Origin of the sequence: Haloarchaeobius sp. HME9146 (genome assembly GCF_025399835.1) — an archaeon.
Taxonomy (GTDB): Archaea; Halobacteriota; Halobacteria; order Halobacteriales; family Natrialbaceae; genus Haloarchaeobius.
Window position 1 is genome coordinate 1140533 of sequence record NZ_JAODVR010000001.1, and the last position, 17538, is coordinate 1158070.

The 17538-nt window shown below is 68.0% G+C and carries 18 protein-coding genes; 8 read left to right on the top strand and 10 right to left on the bottom strand.

What is annotated here, in order from left to right; translation table 11 throughout:
- Positions 1 to 59 precede the first annotated feature (59 nt).
- Complete coding sequence (gene mutL / locus N6C22_RS05870) at positions 60 to 2261, bottom strand: DNA mismatch repair endonuclease MutL (RefSeq protein ID WP_261650091.1); 2202 nt, start codon at positions 2259 to 2261, stop codon at positions 60 to 62.
- Between the two features lie 131 nt (positions 2262 to 2392).
- Here mutL and N6C22_RS05875 point away from each other — a divergent pair, with 131 nt between their 5' ends.
- Entirely contained in the window at positions 2393 to 3106 is a 714-nt protein-coding gene (locus tag N6C22_RS05875; RefSeq protein WP_261650093.1) for a helix-turn-helix domain-containing protein, read from the top strand.
- A gap of 5 nt (positions 3107 to 3111) precedes the next feature.
- Here N6C22_RS05875 and N6C22_RS05880 read toward each other — a convergent pair whose 3' ends face one another.
- The gene (locus N6C22_RS05880) at positions 3112 to 4152 is read right to left on the bottom strand and encodes an NAD(P)-dependent alcohol dehydrogenase (RefSeq protein WP_261650094.1); all 1041 of its coding nucleotides are present in this window, start codon (positions 4150 to 4152) and stop codon (positions 3112 to 3114) included.
- 95 nt (positions 4153 to 4247) lie between these two features.
- On the opposite strand from N6C22_RS05880, the gene N6C22_RS05885 reads away from it, so the two are divergent.
- The 3 genes from N6C22_RS05885 (at position 4248) to N6C22_RS05895 (ending at position 6572) form a co-directional block, all read left to right on the top strand.
- The gene (locus tag N6C22_RS05885) at positions 4248 to 5297 is read left to right on the top strand and encodes an amidohydrolase family protein (RefSeq protein ID WP_261650096.1); all 1050 of its coding nucleotides are present in this window, start codon (positions 4248 to 4250) and stop codon (positions 5295 to 5297) included.
- Between the two features lie 3 nt (positions 5298 to 5300).
- Positions 5301 to 6071, top strand: coding sequence for an iron-sulfur cluster assembly protein (locus N6C22_RS05890; RefSeq protein ID WP_261650097.1), 771 nt, complete (start codon positions 5301 to 5303; stop codon positions 6069 to 6071).
- A gap of 84 nt (positions 6072 to 6155) precedes the next feature.
- Entirely contained in the window at positions 6156 to 6572 is a 417-nt protein-coding gene (locus N6C22_RS05895; protein WP_261650098.1) for a PaaI family thioesterase, read from the top strand.
- A gap of 31 nt (positions 6573 to 6603) precedes the next feature.
- Here N6C22_RS05895 and mutS read toward each other — a convergent pair whose 3' ends face one another.
- On the bottom strand, positions 6604 to 9240 hold the full coding sequence (gene mutS / locus N6C22_RS05900; RefSeq protein WP_261650100.1) for a DNA mismatch repair protein MutS: 2637 nt from the start codon (positions 9238 to 9240) through the stop codon (positions 6604 to 6606).
- A 100-nt stretch (positions 9241 to 9340) separates the two neighbouring features.
- On the opposite strand from mutS, the gene N6C22_RS05905 reads away from it, so the two are divergent.
- Both N6C22_RS05905 and N6C22_RS05910 read left to right on the top strand, forming a co-directional pair.
- Positions 9341 to 9520 carry a hypothetical protein gene (locus tag N6C22_RS05905; RefSeq protein ID WP_261650102.1) on the top strand — a complete coding sequence of 60 codons (180 nt, stop codon included), beginning with the start codon at positions 9341 to 9343 and terminating at the stop codon, positions 9518 to 9520.
- A 62-nt stretch (positions 9521 to 9582) separates the two neighbouring features.
- Positions 9583 to 10143 (top strand): response regulator transcription factor, encoded by a 561-nt coding sequence (locus N6C22_RS05910; protein ID WP_261650103.1) that lies wholly within the window; start codon positions 9583 to 9585, stop codon positions 10141 to 10143.
- Positions 10144 to 10147: 4 nt separating this feature from the next.
- Here the strand turns inward: N6C22_RS05910 and thiD are convergent, their stop codons facing one another.
- The 3 genes from thiD to N6C22_RS05925 form a co-directional block, all read right to left on the bottom strand.
- A complete protein-coding gene (thiD, locus tag N6C22_RS05915; RefSeq protein WP_261650104.1) occupies positions 10148 to 11527 on the bottom strand; it encodes a bifunctional hydroxymethylpyrimidine kinase/phosphomethylpyrimidine kinase in 1380 nt (459 codons plus the stop codon).
- Positions 11528 to 11572: 45 nt separating this feature from the next.
- Positions 11573 to 12022 (bottom strand): ester cyclase, encoded by a 450-nt coding sequence (locus tag N6C22_RS05920; protein ID WP_261650106.1) that lies wholly within the window; start codon positions 12020 to 12022, stop codon positions 11573 to 11575.
- A 137-nt stretch (positions 12023 to 12159) separates the two neighbouring features.
- Positions 12160 to 13365 (bottom strand): MFS transporter, encoded by a 1206-nt coding sequence (locus tag N6C22_RS05925; RefSeq protein WP_261650108.1) that lies wholly within the window; start codon positions 13363 to 13365, stop codon positions 12160 to 12162.
- Positions 13366 to 13393: 28 nt separating this feature from the next.
- On the opposite strand from N6C22_RS05925, the gene N6C22_RS05930 reads away from it, so the two are divergent.
- Complete coding sequence (locus tag N6C22_RS05930) at positions 13394 to 13708, top strand: hypothetical protein (protein ID WP_261650111.1); 315 nt, start codon at positions 13394 to 13396, stop codon at positions 13706 to 13708.
- Between the two features lie 196 nt (positions 13709 to 13904).
- Positions 13905 to 14630 carry a 2-phosphosulfolactate phosphatase gene (locus N6C22_RS05935; RefSeq protein WP_261650114.1) on the top strand — a complete coding sequence of 242 codons (726 nt, stop codon included), beginning with the start codon at positions 13905 to 13907 and terminating at the stop codon, positions 14628 to 14630.
- On the opposite strand, the gene N6C22_RS05940 is transcribed toward N6C22_RS05935, so the two are convergent.
- Genes N6C22_RS05940 through N6C22_RS05955 form a run of 4 tightly spaced genes read right to left on the bottom strand, consistent with a single transcriptional unit; the run spans position 14627 to position 17535 of the window.
- The gene (locus tag N6C22_RS05940; RefSeq protein WP_261650116.1) at positions 14627 to 15658 is read right to left on the bottom strand and encodes an AIR synthase family protein; all 1032 of its coding nucleotides are present in this window, start codon (positions 15656 to 15658) and stop codon (positions 14627 to 14629) included. The two genes, N6C22_RS05935 and N6C22_RS05940, sit on opposite strands and share 4 nt — an antisense overlap.
- Before the next feature lie 41 nt (positions 15659 to 15699).
- A complete protein-coding gene (locus N6C22_RS05945; protein ID WP_261650118.1) occupies positions 15700 to 16749 on the bottom strand; it encodes a hypothetical protein in 1050 nt (349 codons plus the stop codon).
- Positions 16736 to 17143 carry a low molecular weight phosphatase family protein gene (locus tag N6C22_RS05950; RefSeq protein WP_261650119.1) on the bottom strand — a complete coding sequence of 136 codons (408 nt, stop codon included), beginning with the start codon at positions 17141 to 17143 and terminating at the stop codon, positions 16736 to 16738. Before N6C22_RS05950 ends, N6C22_RS05945 begins: the two co-directional genes overlap by 14 nt.
- Positions 17140 to 17535, bottom strand: coding sequence for a helix-turn-helix transcriptional regulator (locus tag N6C22_RS05955; protein ID WP_261650121.1), 396 nt, complete (start codon positions 17533 to 17535; stop codon positions 17140 to 17142). The genes N6C22_RS05950 and N6C22_RS05955 overlap by 4 nt, the downstream gene beginning before the upstream one ends.
- Positions 17536 to 17538: the final 3 nt, after the last annotated feature.

Genomic DNA, 17538 nt, shown 5'->3' on the forward strand with positions numbered 1-17538 from the left:
TACATGTCGAGTGGCTGTAAATGGTACGCAGCCGTGCAGGGTCGTGACAGCCCTCGTCATCACCGGTCGCGCCGGCCGCCGTGACCGGGGTAGTCCCGCTCGAACCGGTTCTCGATCTCCTCGCTCCCGAACTGCACGACGGTCGGCCGGCCGTGCGGGCACGCCCAGGGGTTCTCGCAGGCGTCGAGTTCGGTGAGCAGGTCGACGACCGACCCCTCGGTCAGGGACGTGTTCCCCGTGATGGAGGGATAACACGCGAGGTCGGCGATGAACGCGTCGGCCAGTTCCTCGACCGTCTCGGAGCCGTCGGCCTCCTCGGCGACGAACCCGGCGAGCACGTCCCGCACGTCCTCGGGGTCGAGGGTCTTGCGGAACACGGCCGGGACCGCCGTGACGGTCACGGACCGGTCGTCGCTCGCCTCGGCCTGGAAGCCGAGCCGGGCGAGTGCGTCCTTGTAGTCCGGGAACGCGGCTGCCTCGCCCGCGGTGAGTTCGAGTTCCACCGGCGCGGCCAGCGCCTGGGCCGTCACGCCGTCGGCGAAGGTCTCCTTCAGGCGCTCGTAGTTCACGCGCTCGTCGGCGGCGTGCTGGTCCACGAGGACCAGGCCATCCGGGCCTTCGGCGACGAGGTAGGTCTCGCGGTACTGGCCGAGCACGTCCAGGCTCGGCAGGGTCTCGTACTCGCCGCGGTCTCTGGCATCTTCGCCCGAGAGGGTGGTCTGGGTCTGCTCGCCGGAGAACTTGCGGGAGGAGTCGGGGGTCGCGGTCGGCTCGGTTGCCGCCTCGTTCTCGGACCCACCGAGGTCGTCGAGGTCGCCACCCGTCGGCCCGAAGTCGCCCAGTGCCTCGTGGTCCGGGCGGGAGACTTGCTCGCGGCGCTGTCCCGCGTTGGCGGTGCTTGGTGGTTCCTCGCCGTCGCTGGCGGCGGATTTCGAACCGGCCGGACCATCGGCATCGGAGGCAGACTCGCCAGCCTCGTCACTCCCTTCGGCCTCCCGCTCCTCGGGTGGGAGCCACCCCTCGTCGGCGTAGCGGTCCTCTGCAGTCTCGGTTGCGTCTGCGACCCCGGCGGTGGTTTCTGCACTGCCGTCGTCGTCGCTGGCCTGTTCGTCGTCAGTCGACGATTCAGATTCGTCAGCCGTCGCCGATTCCCCACCAGACATCGACTCGCCCCCCGCTTCAGGTCGAACGTCGGCTTCCGGGGCTTTCGACTTCCCGCGAGGTGCCGACGACCGGAGCAGTCCGGCGTCCAGCAGCGCGTCTTCGACCGCATCCCGGACCTGTCGCCTGACGCCCGCTTCCTCGGAGAACCTGACTTCCATCTTGCGCGGGTGAACGTTGACGTCCACCTCCACGGCTGGCATCTCCAGGAACAGCACGACGAAAGGGTATCTATCAGATGCGAGCTGTCCACCGTAGGCGTCCAGTACCGCGTCTCGAACCAGTTTCGAGGTGACGTACCGGCCGTTGATGAACGTCGAGACGTACTCGCGGGTGCTGCGGGTCGTCTCCGGATGGGAGACCAGCCCCGACACCGAGTCGAGGGGCGTGTCTCGCGGGTCGTCCTCGGCCGCGGAATCGACCGGCTGCATCGCCTTCGCGACCTCCTTCCCGTAGACGTTCATGACCGTCGAGCGCAGGTTGCCCTGGCCGGTCGTCGCGAACACCTCGCGGCCGTCGTGTTGCAGCGTCACCGCCACGTCCGGGTTCGCGAGGGCGTAGCGGGTCACCACGCGGTTGACGTGGCTGAACTCGGTTGCCCGGGTCTTCAGGTACTTCCGGCGCGCCGGCGTGTTGTAGAAGAGGTCCTCGACCTCGATGGTGGTTCCCTCGGGACAGCCGGCGGGCTGGACTGCCTCGACCTCACCGCCCTCGTAGACGAGTTCGGTCCCATCTGAGCCGCCTCGGGGTTTCGTCCGGATGGTCGTCTTCGAGACCGCCCCGATGGTGTGCAGTGCCTCGCCGCGGAAGCCGAGCGTTCCGACACCCGACTCCAAATCCTCGATGCTGCGAATCTTGCTCGTGGTGTGCTCCTGGACCGCCGTCCGAACGTCCGTCTCGGTCATGCCGATACCGTCGTCCGAGACGACGATGCCCTCGGTCCCGCCCTCCTGGACCGCGACCGTGATGCGCGTCGCGTCGGCGTCGAGGCTGTTCTCCACCAGTTCCTTCACGACGGATGCCGGGCGCTCGACCACCTCACCCGCGGCGATCCGGTCGATGGTCTTCGGGTCGAGTCGCTGGATGTCGGTGTCGTGCATGGGTCCCCGTGTTCGGTGTTCGTATCCGGCGATGAGACAAATAGCTGTTCGTGCGGGGACGGCTGACCGAGTTTCCCGCAATCCGGGTGGGGCAACACAACCTGTATGTCATTATCTAACATACGTGGCGTATGGCGCAAGCGAGCACAGGCGACAACGACGAGACGGTCGAACTGGAGTTCACCGTCCGCGACCAGGACTGCTTCTTCGTCGTCCTGTCGGCACGGGCGGACTGTCGGATGGAACTCGAACACCTCGCGCATCGGTCGGACGGCACCCTCCTCGAGTTCATCACGGTGGAGGGCGCGACGCCCGACGAGGTCCGCGACGTCGTGGCGGACCTGCCCGCGGTGAAGGAAGCAGAGTGTATCCTCGACTCCGGCGACGGGTGTCTCTTCCAGTTCGTGCTGGCGGGTCCCTGCGTCGCTGCCACTCTCGGTGACGTGCAGGCGTACACGCGGGAGGTCTGGGCGGAGGGGGGCGTCGGGCACGTGGTCGCCGACGTGCCCGCGCACGTTTCGGTCCGGACCGTGGTCGAGACCTTCGAACAGCGGCACTCGGACGTGACGCTCCGCTCGCGACACGACAGGCGGCATCGGCTCCCGGTCCAGAGCGAAAACGGTACCCGGGCGCTGTTCGCCCAGCGACTCACAGAGAAACAACAGGAGGTGCTCCGGGTCGCGTACGACCGCGGGTACTTCGACTGGCCGCGCGGAGCGTCGGCGGAGGAGTGCGCGGACGAACTCGGTATCTCACAGCCGACGTTCAGCCAGCACATCCGGGCCGCACAGGCCAACATGTTCGCCACGCTGTTCGAGGAGGACGAGGCCGCCCTCGGTCGGTAGCGCCCCTACGGGGTGATGACGGCCCGACCCTCTATCTCGCCGTGTTCGAGGCGTTCGGCCACGGTGTTGATGTCGTCGAGCGAGTACCGGGAGGTCCGGAGTTCGACGTCGCCGCGGTCGACCAGCGCGACCAGTTCCTGGAGTTCCGTGTAGCGCCCGACGAGGGTCCCCTTGTAGCTGAACTCGCCGTCGACCAGGGACTGCGCGGGCTCGTGGATGTGGCCGCCGTAGCCGACGACGTGGTGGTCGCCGCCGGGTGCGACGATGTCCGGCGCGTAGCCGGTCGTCACGTCGGCCCCGACGAAGTCGAGTACCTGCTCGGCCCCGGCGTCGTCGGTGAGGTCCGCGATTGCCCCGGCCACGTCCTCGTCCGTCGGGTTGACGCCGTGGTGGGCACCCAGGTCTGCTGCGAGGTCGAGTGCCCTCTCCTTGAGGTCGACGGCGGTGATGGTCGCCGCGCTCATCGCGTCGAGACACTGGAGGCCGATGTGGCCGAGCCCGCCGACCCCGATGACGACGGCGTGGTCGCCCGGGTTCAGCTCCCGGGCCGCCTTCTTGACCGCGTGGTAGGCCGTGATTCCCGCGTCCGCGTGCGGCGCGATGTCCGTCGTGTCGACGCCCTTCGGGAGCGGGATGACCGCTCGCTCGTTCGTGCGGAGGTACTCGGCGAACCCGCCGTCGGTCGTCAGTCCCGGGAACGCGACGTTCTCGCAGTACATGTCCTCGCCGAGTCGACACTGGCGACAGGTCCCACAGGTCATCACCGGGTGGCAGATGACCGAGTCGCCCTCCTCGACGACGGAGACCCCCGGCCCGGTCTCGACGACCGTCCCGGCGTTCTCGTGCCCCAGCGTCATCGGGAGTTCCTGCTCGACGTAGTCGGCCCACATCCCCTCGATGATGTGGTTGTCCGTCTGGCACCACCCCGCCCCTTCGACCTCGACGATGACCTCGTCGGACGCTTCCACGCTCGGTCGCTCGATGTCCTCGACAGTGAGGGCTTCTGTCATGTCGTCGGTGTACTCGTGTAGTCTCGCTGCTAACATGCTAACATTGCGCACAACGCCGGTATCGGGTCTAAACTGTCTACCTATGACGATTGGTACAACGGATATTGGTGTGTGTTACCACATTTCGTTCGATGTACACACACAACGGAGAGGAGATATTCGTCATCGACGGGCACATCCACCTCTGGGACGCGAGCGAGGAGAATATCGTCCACGAGGGGGGCGAACAGTTCATCCAGTGCTTCTACGACTACCACACCGCGTTCACCCCGGAGGAAGAGCAGTGGGACATGGAGACCTACCGGAAGTACGGGCAGGAGCGAATGGTCGAGGACCTGTTCCGCGACGGCGCGACGGACATGGGTATCTTCCAGCCGACGTACCTCACGGACTTCTACGACGAGGGATTCAACACGACCGACCAGAACGCGGAACTCGCCGAGCGCTACCCCGAGCGCTTCGTGCTGAACGGGAGCTTCGACCCGCGCGACGGCGAGGAGGGGATGGCCCACCTCGAACGACTCCACGACGACTACGACCTGCAGGGCGTGAAGGTGTACACGGCCGAGTGGCGCGGCGATTCGAAGGGGTGGCGGCTCGATAGCGACGACGCCTTCGAGTTCCTTGAGCGGTGCGCGGAACTCGGCATCGAGAACATCCACGCGCACAAGGGACCGACCATCCGACCGCTGAACCGGGACGCCTTCGACGTCGCCGACATCGACGACGCGGCCTCGTCGTTCCCCAACCTGAACTTCATCGTCGAGCACGTGGGGCTGCCACGCCTCGACGACTTCTGCTGGATCGCCGCCCAGGAACCGAACGTCTACGGTGGCCTCGCGGTGGCCGCCCCGATGGCCGGCACGCGACCGCGGAAGTTCGGCGAGATAATGGGTGAACTCCTGTTCTGGCTGGGCGAGGATCGCATCATCTACGGGAGCGACTACGCGCTCTGGGAGCCCGACTGGCTCATCCCGACGCTGTTGGACGCGGAACTCACGCCCGACCAGCGCGACGAGTACGGCGTCGAGCTGACCACGGACGTGATGAAGAAGGTCATGGGCGAGAACGTCGCGGAGCTGTACGACATCGACATCGAGGCGAAGAAGGAGGCGTTCAAGACCGACGAACTCAGCCAGCGGTTCGACCTCGCCGACCAGTACGACGCGGCGGCGGACTGACCCATGGTCGCACAGCCTGACTCGACGGACGGGTCGGTCGACCCGGCCGCCGTCGAGGCCCGACTGGACCGCGTCGACGACCCCGAACTCGACCGCTCCATCGTCGACCTGGAGTACGTCGAGCGCGTGACCATCGAGGACGGCCACGTCACCGTCGCGTTCGTCCTGCCGACGGCGTGGTGCTCGCCGGCGTTCGCCTGGATGATGGCGACCGGCATCCGCGACGAGGTCGGCGACCTCGACTCGGTCGCTGGCGTCACGGTGTCGCTGCTGGACCACATGCACGACGAGGAGATAACCACGGGCGTCAACGAGCGGCGGTCGTTCGAAGAGACGTTCCCGGACGCCGAATCCGGCGTCGCGGCGGTTCGGCGGAAGCTCGACGAGAAGGCGCGTCTCGCCCGCCAGCATCGCGCCGTCGAGGCCTTCCGCGACGCGGGGCTCCAGCCGGCACAGATAGTCGACCTGACTCTCGGTGACCTTGACTTCTCGGTGGCCGACGAGCACGTCGCCGTCACGGTTCAGGACGGTGCCCTCACCGTGACGGCTCCACGCGAACCGGTCGAGGACTATCTGGAGAAGGCCGGGACCATCGGTCTCGTGACCGACCCGGACGACCGCTGCTTCCGGGACCCCGACGGCGACCCCATCGCGGTCGACGAGTTCGACCTCGTCCAGCACCGGATGCGCGCCGCGGCGGTGAACGTCCGGGGGCAGGGGACCGTCTGCGAGGGACTGCACGAGTCCCGGAACAGGGCCCGGGCCGACGACTGACCGCGGTCCGGTGGCGGCAGCGGGTGGCCGTCCACCCAGACCCCTCGAAACGATGATATACTTTCCACGAGACAGAAGGCACGTATGGACGTTCTCGAACGATTCAACGAGCGGTACCCGTTCGGCGAGCACCTCGGCGTCGAGATAACCCACGTCGAGGAGGGCTACGTCGAGGGCAAGATCGAACTCGAAGACCACCACTCGCTCTCGGACACGACACGCCTCGCTCACGGCGGCGTCGCGTTCGGGCTGGCGGACTCGCTGTCGGCGGCTGCGTTGGCGTCGGTCGAGGGCAACCCCGGCCCGACGCTCGACGTGCGCATCGACTACATGCGGCCCGCGACCGGCGACATCTACGGGCAGGCCGAGGTCGTCCGGTACGGCAGCGACACCGGCGTCGTCGAGGTGGAACTGCTCGACGAGGACGACCGGCGACTCGGGACGACCCGCGGGGTCTACAAGACGAATCTGGTCGAAGAACAGAACCCCTTCGTGGGGTAGGCGGCTTCTCTCGGTTTCGTTTCGACTGAGCCTACTCCCGGTTCAGCTGCTGCTGCCACTGCTCGACACGCCCCATCAACTCGATTGGGGAGGTCTGGGCGATGTCGAGGTCGGCCAACTCGGACAGCACCGCCTCCGTCTCCGGGTCGAGCTCGGGTTCGTCCTCGGCCGAGTCCTGCGCGGTCCCACCGTCGGCAGTGGTCATGCTGCCGCTCCCGAGGTCGAAGACGACCTGCTGGCTGCCGGAAGCGCCGGAGGACCCGCCTTTCGCCTCGATGGCCTTCTCCTGTCGCAGCCGGTCCAGCACGTCGCGTGCCCGGTCGACGACCGGCCCCGGAACCCCCGCCAGGTCCGCGACGTGGATCCCGTACGAGCGGTCGGTCGGCCCCTCACGGACCGTCCGGAGGAACGTCACGTCGCCGTCTCGCTCGTCGGCCGCGATGTGGACGTTGACGACCCTGTCAAGGTGGTCCGCCAGCGCGGTCAACTCGTGGTAGTGGGTCGCGAATAGCGTCTTGGCCCGGACCTCGTTGTGCAGGTACTCGGTGGCGGCCCAGGCGATGGAGATGCCATCGTAGGTCGCGGTCCCTCTTCCAACTTCGTCGAGGATGACCAGCGAGTCCGCGGTCGCGGAGTGGAGGATGTTCGAAAGTTCCTGCATCTCGACCATGAACGTCGAACGCCCCTGTGCGAGCTCGTCGAGCGCGCCGACCCGCGTGAAGATGCCGTCCACCAGTCCCACGGTCGCCTCCTTCGCCGGGACGAAGCTCCCGACCTGCGCGAGCAGGACGATGAGCGCGTTCTGGCGCATGAACGTCGACTTCCCGCTCATGTTCGGGCCCGTCACGATGGTGAACGTGCTGTCGTCGTCCATCCGGCAGTCGTTCGGGACGAACTGGACGGTCTGTTCGACCACCGGGTGTCGCCCCTGCGAGATGTCGAGCGTCCGGTCCTCGACCAGCTCTGGCTGGGTCCAGTCGTTGGTGACGGCGTGGGTCGCGAGGCTCTGGAGCGCGTCGATTCTGGCGACCGTTCTCCCGACGTCCTGCAGGAGTTCTGCCTCTCGAGCGACGCGCTCGCGCAGTTCCTCGAACAGCTCGTACTCGAGGTCGCCGCGCTGTTCCTCCAGCCGCAGGAGCTCGCGCTCTTTCTCCGCCAGCTCGTCGGTCGAGAACCGCTTCGAGTTCTTCAGCGTCTTCACGTGCTCGAAGTGCTCGGGCACCTGGTCGGCGACCGACTTGCCGACCTGCACGTAGTAGCCGTCGGTCTTGTTCCGGTCGACCGTGACGTGGCTCAGGCCGTACTGGCGCTTGACGCGGTCGGCGAGCGTGTCGAAGTACTCCTGGACGGCCTCGTGGCGCTCGATGAGCTGGTCCAGCTCGTCGTCGTAGCCCTGTTTGAACAGCCCACCCTGGGTGACCGTCTTCGGCGGGTCTTCGGCGAGTGCCTCGCCGAGTTCTTCCCGGAGTCCGGCCGCGGCCTCGCGGTCCGGACGGTCGACGATGTCGGCCAGTGGCGAGGCGTCGAGGGCTGGCGACGCCTGGATGGCCTCGACGAGGGCGGGCAAGACGCCGAGCGTCTCCTCGATTCGGAGCAGGTCCCCCGCGTCGGCGCTGCCACTCACGGTCTTCGACGCGAGCCGTTCGAGGTCGTAGGCGTCGTCGAGCACGTCGCGTAACTCCTCGCGGCCGAGTGCGCCCGACGCGAGGGCGGCGACGGCTGCCTGTCGCTCGTCGAGGACCGAGAGGTCCTGTCGGGGGCGCTGGATCCACTCCTTGAGGAGCCGACCGCCGGGGCTCGTCACCGTGTGGTCGATGGTGTCGAACAGGCTCCCACTTCGGTCGCCGTGCATCGTCTCGGTGAGTTCGAGGTTGCGCTGGGTCGTCGCGTCGAGTTCGGCGTGGTCGCCGCCGTGGTAGGGCTGGACGCGCGTCATCGAGGCCAGGACGCCGGTGCCGGTCTCGGCGACGTAGTCGAGGACGGCACCGCCGGCTCTGACGGCGAGGTCGGTCACGCCGAGGCTCTCGAACGTCTCCGTGCCGAAGTGCTCGCGGGCGGTGTGGGTCGCCTTCCCCGGCGCGAACGCGTCGGCGTCGTGCAGGGAGATTCGGGCGTCGGTCCGGTCGCGCACGCGGTCACAGAACGCCTCGTCGTCCCGGAGGCCCGGCCCGGGCAGGACCTCCGCGGGCGAGAACCTGTACAGCTCTGTGAGCGCCGCTTCGACCGTGTCCGCGTTCGTCACGAGGAATCGCCCCGTCGTCACGTCGGCGAACGCGAGGCCGTACTCGTCGCCGTCGCGGACGACCGCGGCGAGGTACTGGGCGTCGTCTCGGGTCGTCTCCAGCAGCGTGCCGGGCGTCACGACGCGCTCTATCTCGCGGTAGATGTCGCCGTTCTCCTCGTGCTGGTCGGCGACGGCGACCCGGTAGCCGCGCTCGACGAGCGCCTTGAGGTACGGTGTGAGGTCCTTCAGCGGGACGCCGGCCATCGGGTACGAGGAGCCGTGGCTCGACTTCTGGCTCACCTTCAGGTCGAGTTCGGCCGCGACGAGCTCGGCGTCGTCGGCGAAGAACTCGTAGAAGTCACCGCACTGCATCGCCAGCACGTCGGCGTCGGTCTCCTCCTTGAGGGAGAGGAACTCGCCGACGATACCCGTCGCCTCTGTCATGGGTTGTACTGGTCGGTAGGCGCGGTAAAACCCTGCGGGTTCGGCCCGCCGGGCCGCGGTTGCCGAAGGAACTTTCACACCGTGGGGCGCGGGTGTCTGTATGGCTGCTGACCCGAACCGACTCGTCCGGGCGCTCGTCTACGCCGTCTTCGGGTTCCTCGTCACTCTCGGCATGGGTGTCGTGTTCCGGGTCGACCTGGGTATCGCCCTCCTGCAGAGCGCTGCGGTCGCGCTCTCGATGGTCCTCGTGACGTTCCTGCTCGCGACGGCGAAGCTCTGAGCCGCTCTCGGGCGGTGGTCCCCGGGAGAACTATCCGCTATCAGGTCGTACGGGCAGGTAGTATGGGAGCCGATGGAGCACGCGTCCTCGTGGTCGACGACGAGGAGGCGGTGGCAGACGCGTACGCGTTGCGACTGGCAGAGTGGTACGAGACGGACGTGGCGTACAACGGCGCCGATGCCCTGGAGGTCGCGGAGGACTTCGACGTCATCGTTCTCGACCGCCGAATGCCCGACATGTCCGGCGACGAGGTCCTCGCCGAACTCCGGGAACGCGACGCCCCGTGTCGTGTCATCCTGGTGACCGCGGTGGACCCGGTCGTCGACATCGTGGACCTCGACTTCGACGACTACCTCTGCAAACCCGTCGATAGCGAGACGCTGCACGCTGCCATCGACCTGCAGCTTCGTCTCGCCGAGTACGACGACGACGTGCGAGCCCTGCTCTCGCTGGTCGCGACGCTCGACCTGCTGGAATCGAAACTCTCCCAGCTCGAACTGGACCGCGAGGAGACGTACGTCGCCGCCTGTGAGCGCCGTGACGACCTTGCCGGAACGCTCACCGACGCGGTCGACGACCTGGACGACCTGGTCGACGCCGTCGAATCTGTCGACCGGGCCTGAGCTACTACTCGCCCAGCGTGTCGTCCAGCGCGTCGTGCAGTCCGAGCACCCGGTCGACGAGTGTCTCCGGCGTCGGCGCGACGACCTTGCACATCGGCTCCTTCCCGAGTGCGCCGTGGTCGAGGACCGCCACCGGGCGGTCGTCTTCGGCGGCGGCACCGAACACCTGTCTGGCCCCCCACTGCATCGTGTTCCCTTCTTCGTCTGGCTCCGGCTGCGCGTCGCGGTCGTACGCCGCGACCCGCCAGTCCAGCCCCTCGAGCGCAGCCTCCACGTCGTCGTCAAGCCGGCAATTGGCCGCGAATCGCAGGTCGGTCGCCTCCTCACGGGCGGCGAGCAGGAAGCGCGCGACGTGGCTGGAGGCACCGAACCGGACGCCGCCGTTCGGTCGCACACCTCCGTGGAGCCGGGTGATTCGGCCGTCGACGGCGGCGACCTCGTCGGTGGTCTCTGCGAAGGGGAGCGCGCCGACGACGTTCATCCCGACCTCCGGGACGAGCGCGGAGACGTCGGCCGCGACCAGTTCGTCGACCACCGACTCGACCGCCTGGAGGGTTGCGCTGGCCGCCGCATCGTTGCGGACTCCGACCATGTGATGGACTGCGCCCGGTCCCTCGCCGACGTTCTGGTAGTAGCGGAGGGCGCGTTCGACGAACGCGATGGCCTCGCGGACGGCGGTTTCCATCTCGAAGCCACGGGCCAGATTCGCCGTGACCGCCGCAGAGAGGGTGCAGCCGGAACCGTGGGTCGCCGCGCCGGAGATGCGGCTGTGGCGGATGGTCTCGACGCCCTCGCGCGTCACGAGCACGTCCACGATATCGTCGCCCGGGAGATGGCCGCCGGTGACGAGCGCGGCGTCCGCGCCCAGCTCGACCAGTGCTTCGCCTGCTTGCTGGGCGCTCGCCTCGTCGGTCGGTTCGATACCCGTCAGGACGGCTGCCTCGTCAGTGTTCGGCGTCACGAGTGCTGCCTCCGAGATGAGCGCTTCGTACGCCGCTTCAGCGCCGTCGCTGAGCAGTCGGTCGCCCGAGGTCGCGACCATGACGGGGTCGACCACGACCGGCAGGTCCGCCTCCGCGAGCCGGTCCGCGACGGCCCGGACGACCGGTTCGGTGCCGAGCATCCCGGTCTTCGCCGCCCCGACGGCGAAGTCGTCGAACACGGCGTCGAGCTGTGCGGTCACGTCCTCCGGGTCGAGGACGGTGCTGGCGGTCACGCCACGGGTGTGCTGGGCCGTCACGCTCGTGACCGCGCTGGTGGCGAACACGTCGTGGGCCGCCATGGTCTGGATGTCTGCCTGGATGCCGGCACCCCCGCCCGAGTCGCTGCCGGCGATGGTGAGCCCGACCGGGCGCTCGGTCGGGGCTGGCTCTCGCTGGTTCATACACGAGTGATACAACCGAGTGATAAAAGTCGTTGGTGTTCCGGCTCAGTCGTCGAAGGAGAACTCGTACCCGAGCTGGGTCAGCAGGTCGAACAGGTCGAACCAGCCGAAGCTCTCGACGATGGTCTCGTCCTCGAAGCGGTTGATCCAGAAGCCGCTGGTCGCGAAGGACTTCTCGGTGGGTTCGAACCCCCAGAAGCTCCCCTCGTGGGTGCCCGCGAACGAGAGCCAGGTGAACGTCCAGTCGCCACTGGCGGTGAAGGACTCGGCTTCGATGGTGAAGTCCGGGAACGCCATGAAGTAGTCCTCGAGCATCGCTTCGAACTCGTCGTAGCCCGATGCGTAGTCGCCGCTCCAGCCGTACGGAATCTCGGTCTCCAGGTCGTCCGCGAAGTAGTCCTCGAAGCCTGTGAGGTCCTGGTCGTTGATGCCGTCGACGACGTCGCGGATGATCTCGCTGTACCGGTCGATGAGTTGGGAGTCGTTGGTTGCCATGGAAAATCCCCAGTTGTACGATACGGCGAGTGAGAATATATGGTTTCTCTAGGGGTTATTGTCGAAAGCACGTTTCTCGACGGTTAGGGGGTTACTGGTGGGTGATTGGATGTGACAGCATATAGAATATCTCTGGGTCAGGCCGACGCGATTGGCGCTTCCCACAGCCACACGACGACCGACCCGACCGCCAGTACCCCGCCGGCGACCGCCAGTGCGAACAGCGGGGAGACGGCGTCCGAGAGCACGCCGCTGCCGAGCTGGAAGGGGACGACGGTCACCGCGCTCACCATCGCCATCGCGCTGAGGACCGTCGCGCGCCCGGTCGATTCGATGCGGTCGTTGACGTACTGGCTGGCGAGCGTCGCCGTCGTGTCCGCGACACCGCGAACCAGCAGGAGCACGGGGAGCGCGAGAACCGGGACGGCCCACATCGCTCCCAGCGCGGCACCCACCCCCAGCGGGAGGACGAGGAACCACGTCCGGAGACCGACGTGCTCCTCGATGGCCCCGGCGTTGTAGCTCAGGGCCGCGCCGACGAGGCTGATGCCGGCGTAGTACCAGCCAAGCGCCTGTTCGACCTGCGCCTGCGCGAGGCCGAGGTCGAGCGTGACCGTCTCGAAGATGGGCTGGACGAAGATGAACACGAGGTAGAGCACGGCCGCGAACAGGACGTAGTAGTACAGGACGAACGCCCGGAGCCGTCGGCGCGTGAGTGCCCCGCGGATGATGCCCAGCGCGCGCCGAACGGACAGCACGTCACCGCCAGCACCCTCGACCGACTCGGGTTCGGGCATCGAGAGGAGTACCGGGATACCGACCGCCGTGAGGCCGGCCGCGACCCAGAAGGGGTACCGCAGGTCGACGCTGCCGAGGTAGCCCCCGACCACGGCACCGACCACGCCGACCAGCAGTGCCATCGACTCGCCCCGACCGCGAACCCGGGCGAAGGCGTCCTCGGAGAGTTCGACCGTCAGGGTGTCGTACAGCCACGCGTCCTCGCTCCCCGACCGGAACGTGTACCCCAGCGACCACAGGGCGTACAGGCCGAGGAACGCGGGGAACGTCTCGGCGAAGCCGAGGCCGACGAGCGTCGCCGCGATGACGCTGGTCCCGAGGAGGAGGCTGTTCCGGCGGCCGACCCGGTCACCGACGTAGCCAGTGGGAACCTCGCCGACCACGGTCGTGAGGTTGTAGACCGCCTCGAGTGCGGCGATCTGCGTGAAGGTCAGCCCCTGCGAGAGGAAGTAGAGGTACATCACCGGGCGGTAGAACTCGACCGCCTTGGTGGCCTTGTACAGGTAGTACCGGACCACGCTCGATGCAGGGAGCGACGGGGCCATCGATAGGACCGTCTCGCGTCGGCGGGTGATGGTTTACGGTTCGCCGGTGGCGGCTCGACGTGACCTGCCGGCCGGCCCACGCGTTGAAGCCATCCCGGACCGAGTGACGCTCGTGGACACGAAGACCAAACTGCTGCTCGCCGGCAGCGCGCTCGGCCTCGTGGCGTTCGTCCAGGTCGTCCGGCACGTCTGGGCGCTCTCCCAGCGCGTCCCCCAGGCCGCGATGACCGCGAACCAGGCCGTCCTCGTCGAGTGGGCGGTCTGGGTCGCTGCGCTCGGGAGTACCTTCCTCGTGCTGGCGTGGGTGCTGACACAGTTGCGGGCCGTCGCTGCCGACCAGTGACCGAGGGTTCAAACCGGAAGCCGGGGCCAGTCCCGGTATCACCTGAGAACTGCCCCTCGGCGTCTCGCGGTTGTGCGGCGACCCGCCGGGGAATCCCCTGCTGCCATCTCGCCGCCTGTTCGCCACGATTCCAGAGCCTGTCAGTCCGACTGCGTCTGGGGACACCTTCATTAGGCCCGAAAGCCAGAGAACGCTCGTGATTGGTGGCAGCACCGAGTGGGGTGACTACCTGACGGACCGACTTCTCGAACGCATCGAAGACCTCCCGCCGGACCCGGAGCCGGGGCACTACGTCGTCATCGACGTGATGCACTTCTCGACCACGGTGGTGGAACTCCTGGCCAATGGGGCCGAGTACGTCCACATCACCGAAGAGCGCGGCGACGAGTTCGCCTTCCGCGAGGCGAACCCGGACGCGTGTATCGGTGGTGGGACCACACCGACCTACGAGCCGGCCGACGGCTACGACTTCTTCAATTCGCCGAGCTACGTCCAGTCCCTCGACGTGGCTGGCCGACCCGTGGCGATGACCTCTTCGAACGGCGGCCGCGCCATCGACCGGCTGCTCGGGACCGACGGCGCGAGCGTCTACGTCGGGTCGACGACGAACGCGGCCGCGCTGGGGCAGCACCTCCGATCGGTCGACGGTCCGGTACACCTGCTCGCCGCCGGCAAGGACGGCCAGCCGGCGACCGAGGACACCATCGGGGCATTGCTCGTGGGGCGACACCTCGCCGGCGTCCCGCTCGAGCCGGTCGAAGCCGAGCTCTTCCGGGACCAGCTGGAGTACGCGAAGGGGCCGAACTACCCGGACAAGAACGAGGTTCGAAGCAGTGACGTCCGCGAGTACGCGATGTCGCTGTCGAGTCGGGACGTGATTCCGCGGCTCGACGGTCGTCGTTTGGTCGACGTGGCGAGCTAGTCGTCACTACCGTCTGCAGCCGCTGCCAACTCGGCGTACGCCCGCCACGCTGGGTCCTCTTCTGGGTGGCTGAGGTGCTCACCGTCGACGGAGACACCCGTTCCGGCACGAATCCGACCAGCGTCGGCGACGGGTGTTCCGCGCTCCCGGAGCGCCGCGAGCACGTCGTCGACGCCCTCGGGACGGACCGCGATGAGGAGCGTGCCGGAGGTGGTCGACGCCCGGGGGTCCATGTCGAGAGCATCACAGACCGCTCGCACGTCGTCGGCAACCGGCACCGCCTCGGGGTCGAACTCGATGGCGACGCCGGCGGTCTCGGCGAGTTCGACCAGCGCGCCGTGGAGGCCGCACTCGGTCGCGTCGTGCATCGCCGTCACTGGCCCTGACGCAGCCGCGAGCAGCGCATCTCTGACGTGGCCGGTTTCGGGGAGGCGGTCGGCGAGGGTGTCGAGGTCGACATCTGCGCCGGCGTCCTGGAGCTGGTCGGGGTACAGATTCGCGAACAGCGCCGCGGCCTCGACCGCAGGACCGTGGGTTATCAGCAGATGGTCACCCGGTCGAGCACCGTCCGGCCGGATCACCTCGTCGTGGTCGCCCACGCCCATGACCGTCGCCCCGCCGACCCACGGGAACGAGCAGCCGTGATAGCGGGCGGTGTGGCCGGTCAGCACCGAGGTCCCGAGTGCGTCGAGTTCCTCGTCCATCGTCGTCCACACCGCCGCGAACGCCTCATCGGTCATCTCCGGCGGCAGCGAGAACTCGATGGCGAGGTGACTCGGTGGAATCCCCGAGACGGCCACGTCCGCGAGGACGACGCCGAGCGCGAATCTGGCGGCGCGCTCCCACCCGAGGTCGGGGAGGATGGAGATGGGGTCCGTGGCGGTCACGACCGCGGTCCCACCGGCGTCCAGCACGCCGAAGTCGACACCGTGGCGCGGGCCGACCGCCACGTCGTCTCGTTCGGCACCCAGGTTCGGGTAGATGTACTGGTCGAAAAAGTCGCGGTCGATCTTCCCACGGTCGCTCATTGCCCGGTGTTACCGCCCGGTCGTCAAAAGGGGTAGCGGTCTCAGTTCAGCCACGACGGGTCCGGGAGGACGTTCGGGTCGCCGAGGATCGGCGTCATGGCGAGGAGGCTGACCACGAGGGTCGTCACGACGATGCTCGCCGCGGGCGGGTCGAGGTGGGTGTCGGCGTGAGCGTACAGCACGCGCTGGCTGACCTCGCCGGCGAGCGCGCCGAACAGCCCGGTACCGGCACCGAGCACGACGGCCTGCCAGAGCGGGAGCGCCGCCGCGAGTGCCGTCGGCGTGGCGACCCCGCCGCCAGCGGCCGCCACGACCGCGAACCCGGCGGGGAGCGTCATGTGGTGGGTGACCGGTATCTGCGCCACGTCACTGTTCACGTAGACGAGCAGCAGGACGCTCACGCCGAAGCCGAGGAAGACGCTCGCGGTCATGTACGTGAGGTACGCGCCGAGCGCACCGAAGGCCAGCCCGAGGAGGGAGACGCCGGCCCACTTGTACTGGTAGGGGAGCCACGGCTCGACGGCGTGGCGTTCCTCTCCGCCGTCCGCGATGAAGCGTGTCTCGCCGCGCTCGAAGGGCGACATGTCGAGGAACCCGCTCCTGGTGCCGAACAGTGAGTAGCCGAAGACGGCCCGGTGCAACAGCGCCGAGGCGACCACGCCGAAGGCGACCGGGTCCCACGGCATGGCGAGCGCGGAGATCGTCTTCAGCAGGTGGCCCGCCACGCCGAAAACGCCGCCGACGAGCAGCACGTCGACCTTCGTCCCGAGCCCGCGGGTGACGTTCTTCGCCTCGTGGTAGTCGAACCCCGTGTCGATGTAGCCCTTCTTGGCGGCGTAGGCGACCGCAGCCGCACCGCCGCCGAAGCTGACGTGCGGGCCGAACACCGGCCCGAAGGCGACGCTCCCGGTCAGCGCCAGCTCCGGTGCGCCGGTCGCGAGGGTCTCGCGGCCGAGGTCGTACAGCTCGCCGACCACCACGAGGACGCCGGTGACGGTGAACGCGGGGAGCGCGCCGACCGACGCGCCGAAGACGCCGCCGGCGAACGCCGCCAGCAGGAGTTCGAGCGCCCAGAGGTCACTGACCGCCATGCTGGACCTCGTCGAACAGGGCTGTCACGCGTCCCTCTATCTCGTCGCGAATCTCGGCGACCTCCTCGGGTGACTTCCCGTCGGGGTCGGTGAGGTCCCAGTCGCGGACGTCGACGTCGGTGTCCAGCGACAGGGTCGAACAGCCCATCGTCGCCACCACGTCGCATGATTCGAGTTCCTCGTCGGAGACCTCGCGCGGCGTCCGGTCCGAGAGGTCGATGCCGAGTTCGCGCATCGAGTCGACGACCTCCTCGTGGACGTGGTCGGCCGGGAGGGTCCCGCCGGTGACGATGTCCCAGTCGAGGCCGCGCTCGTCGCGTTCGCGCTCGGCGAAGGCGGTCGCCATCTGGCTGCGCCCGGCGTTCTGCACGCAGACGAACCCGAGCGTCGTCATCGCTCACCCTCCGTGTCGTCGAGCACGTCGAGCAATGCCTCGGCTCGCTCGGTACTGCGGTAGTAGCGCCACTTCCCGTCCTTGCGGCGGTCGACCAGCCCGGCGCTGGTGAGGTCCGAGAGGGCGTGGCTGATGGCGCTCTCGCTCACGTCGAGCAGCGGGTCGAACTCGCAGACACAGAGCTCGCCGTCGGCCGCGGCCAGCAGGCGCACGATGCGGTAGCGCGTCTCGTTCGAGAGCGCCCCGAACACGGCGACGTGCTCGTCGGTCCGGTCGAGGACCGCTGCGGTTCGAAGCTCGTCCAGTTCGGCGACGCGGGCGTCCACGTCCTCGGCACAACACTCGCCCACCTGGTCGGCGATGAGTCGTTCCAGCCGCTCGGTCTCGGTCATATC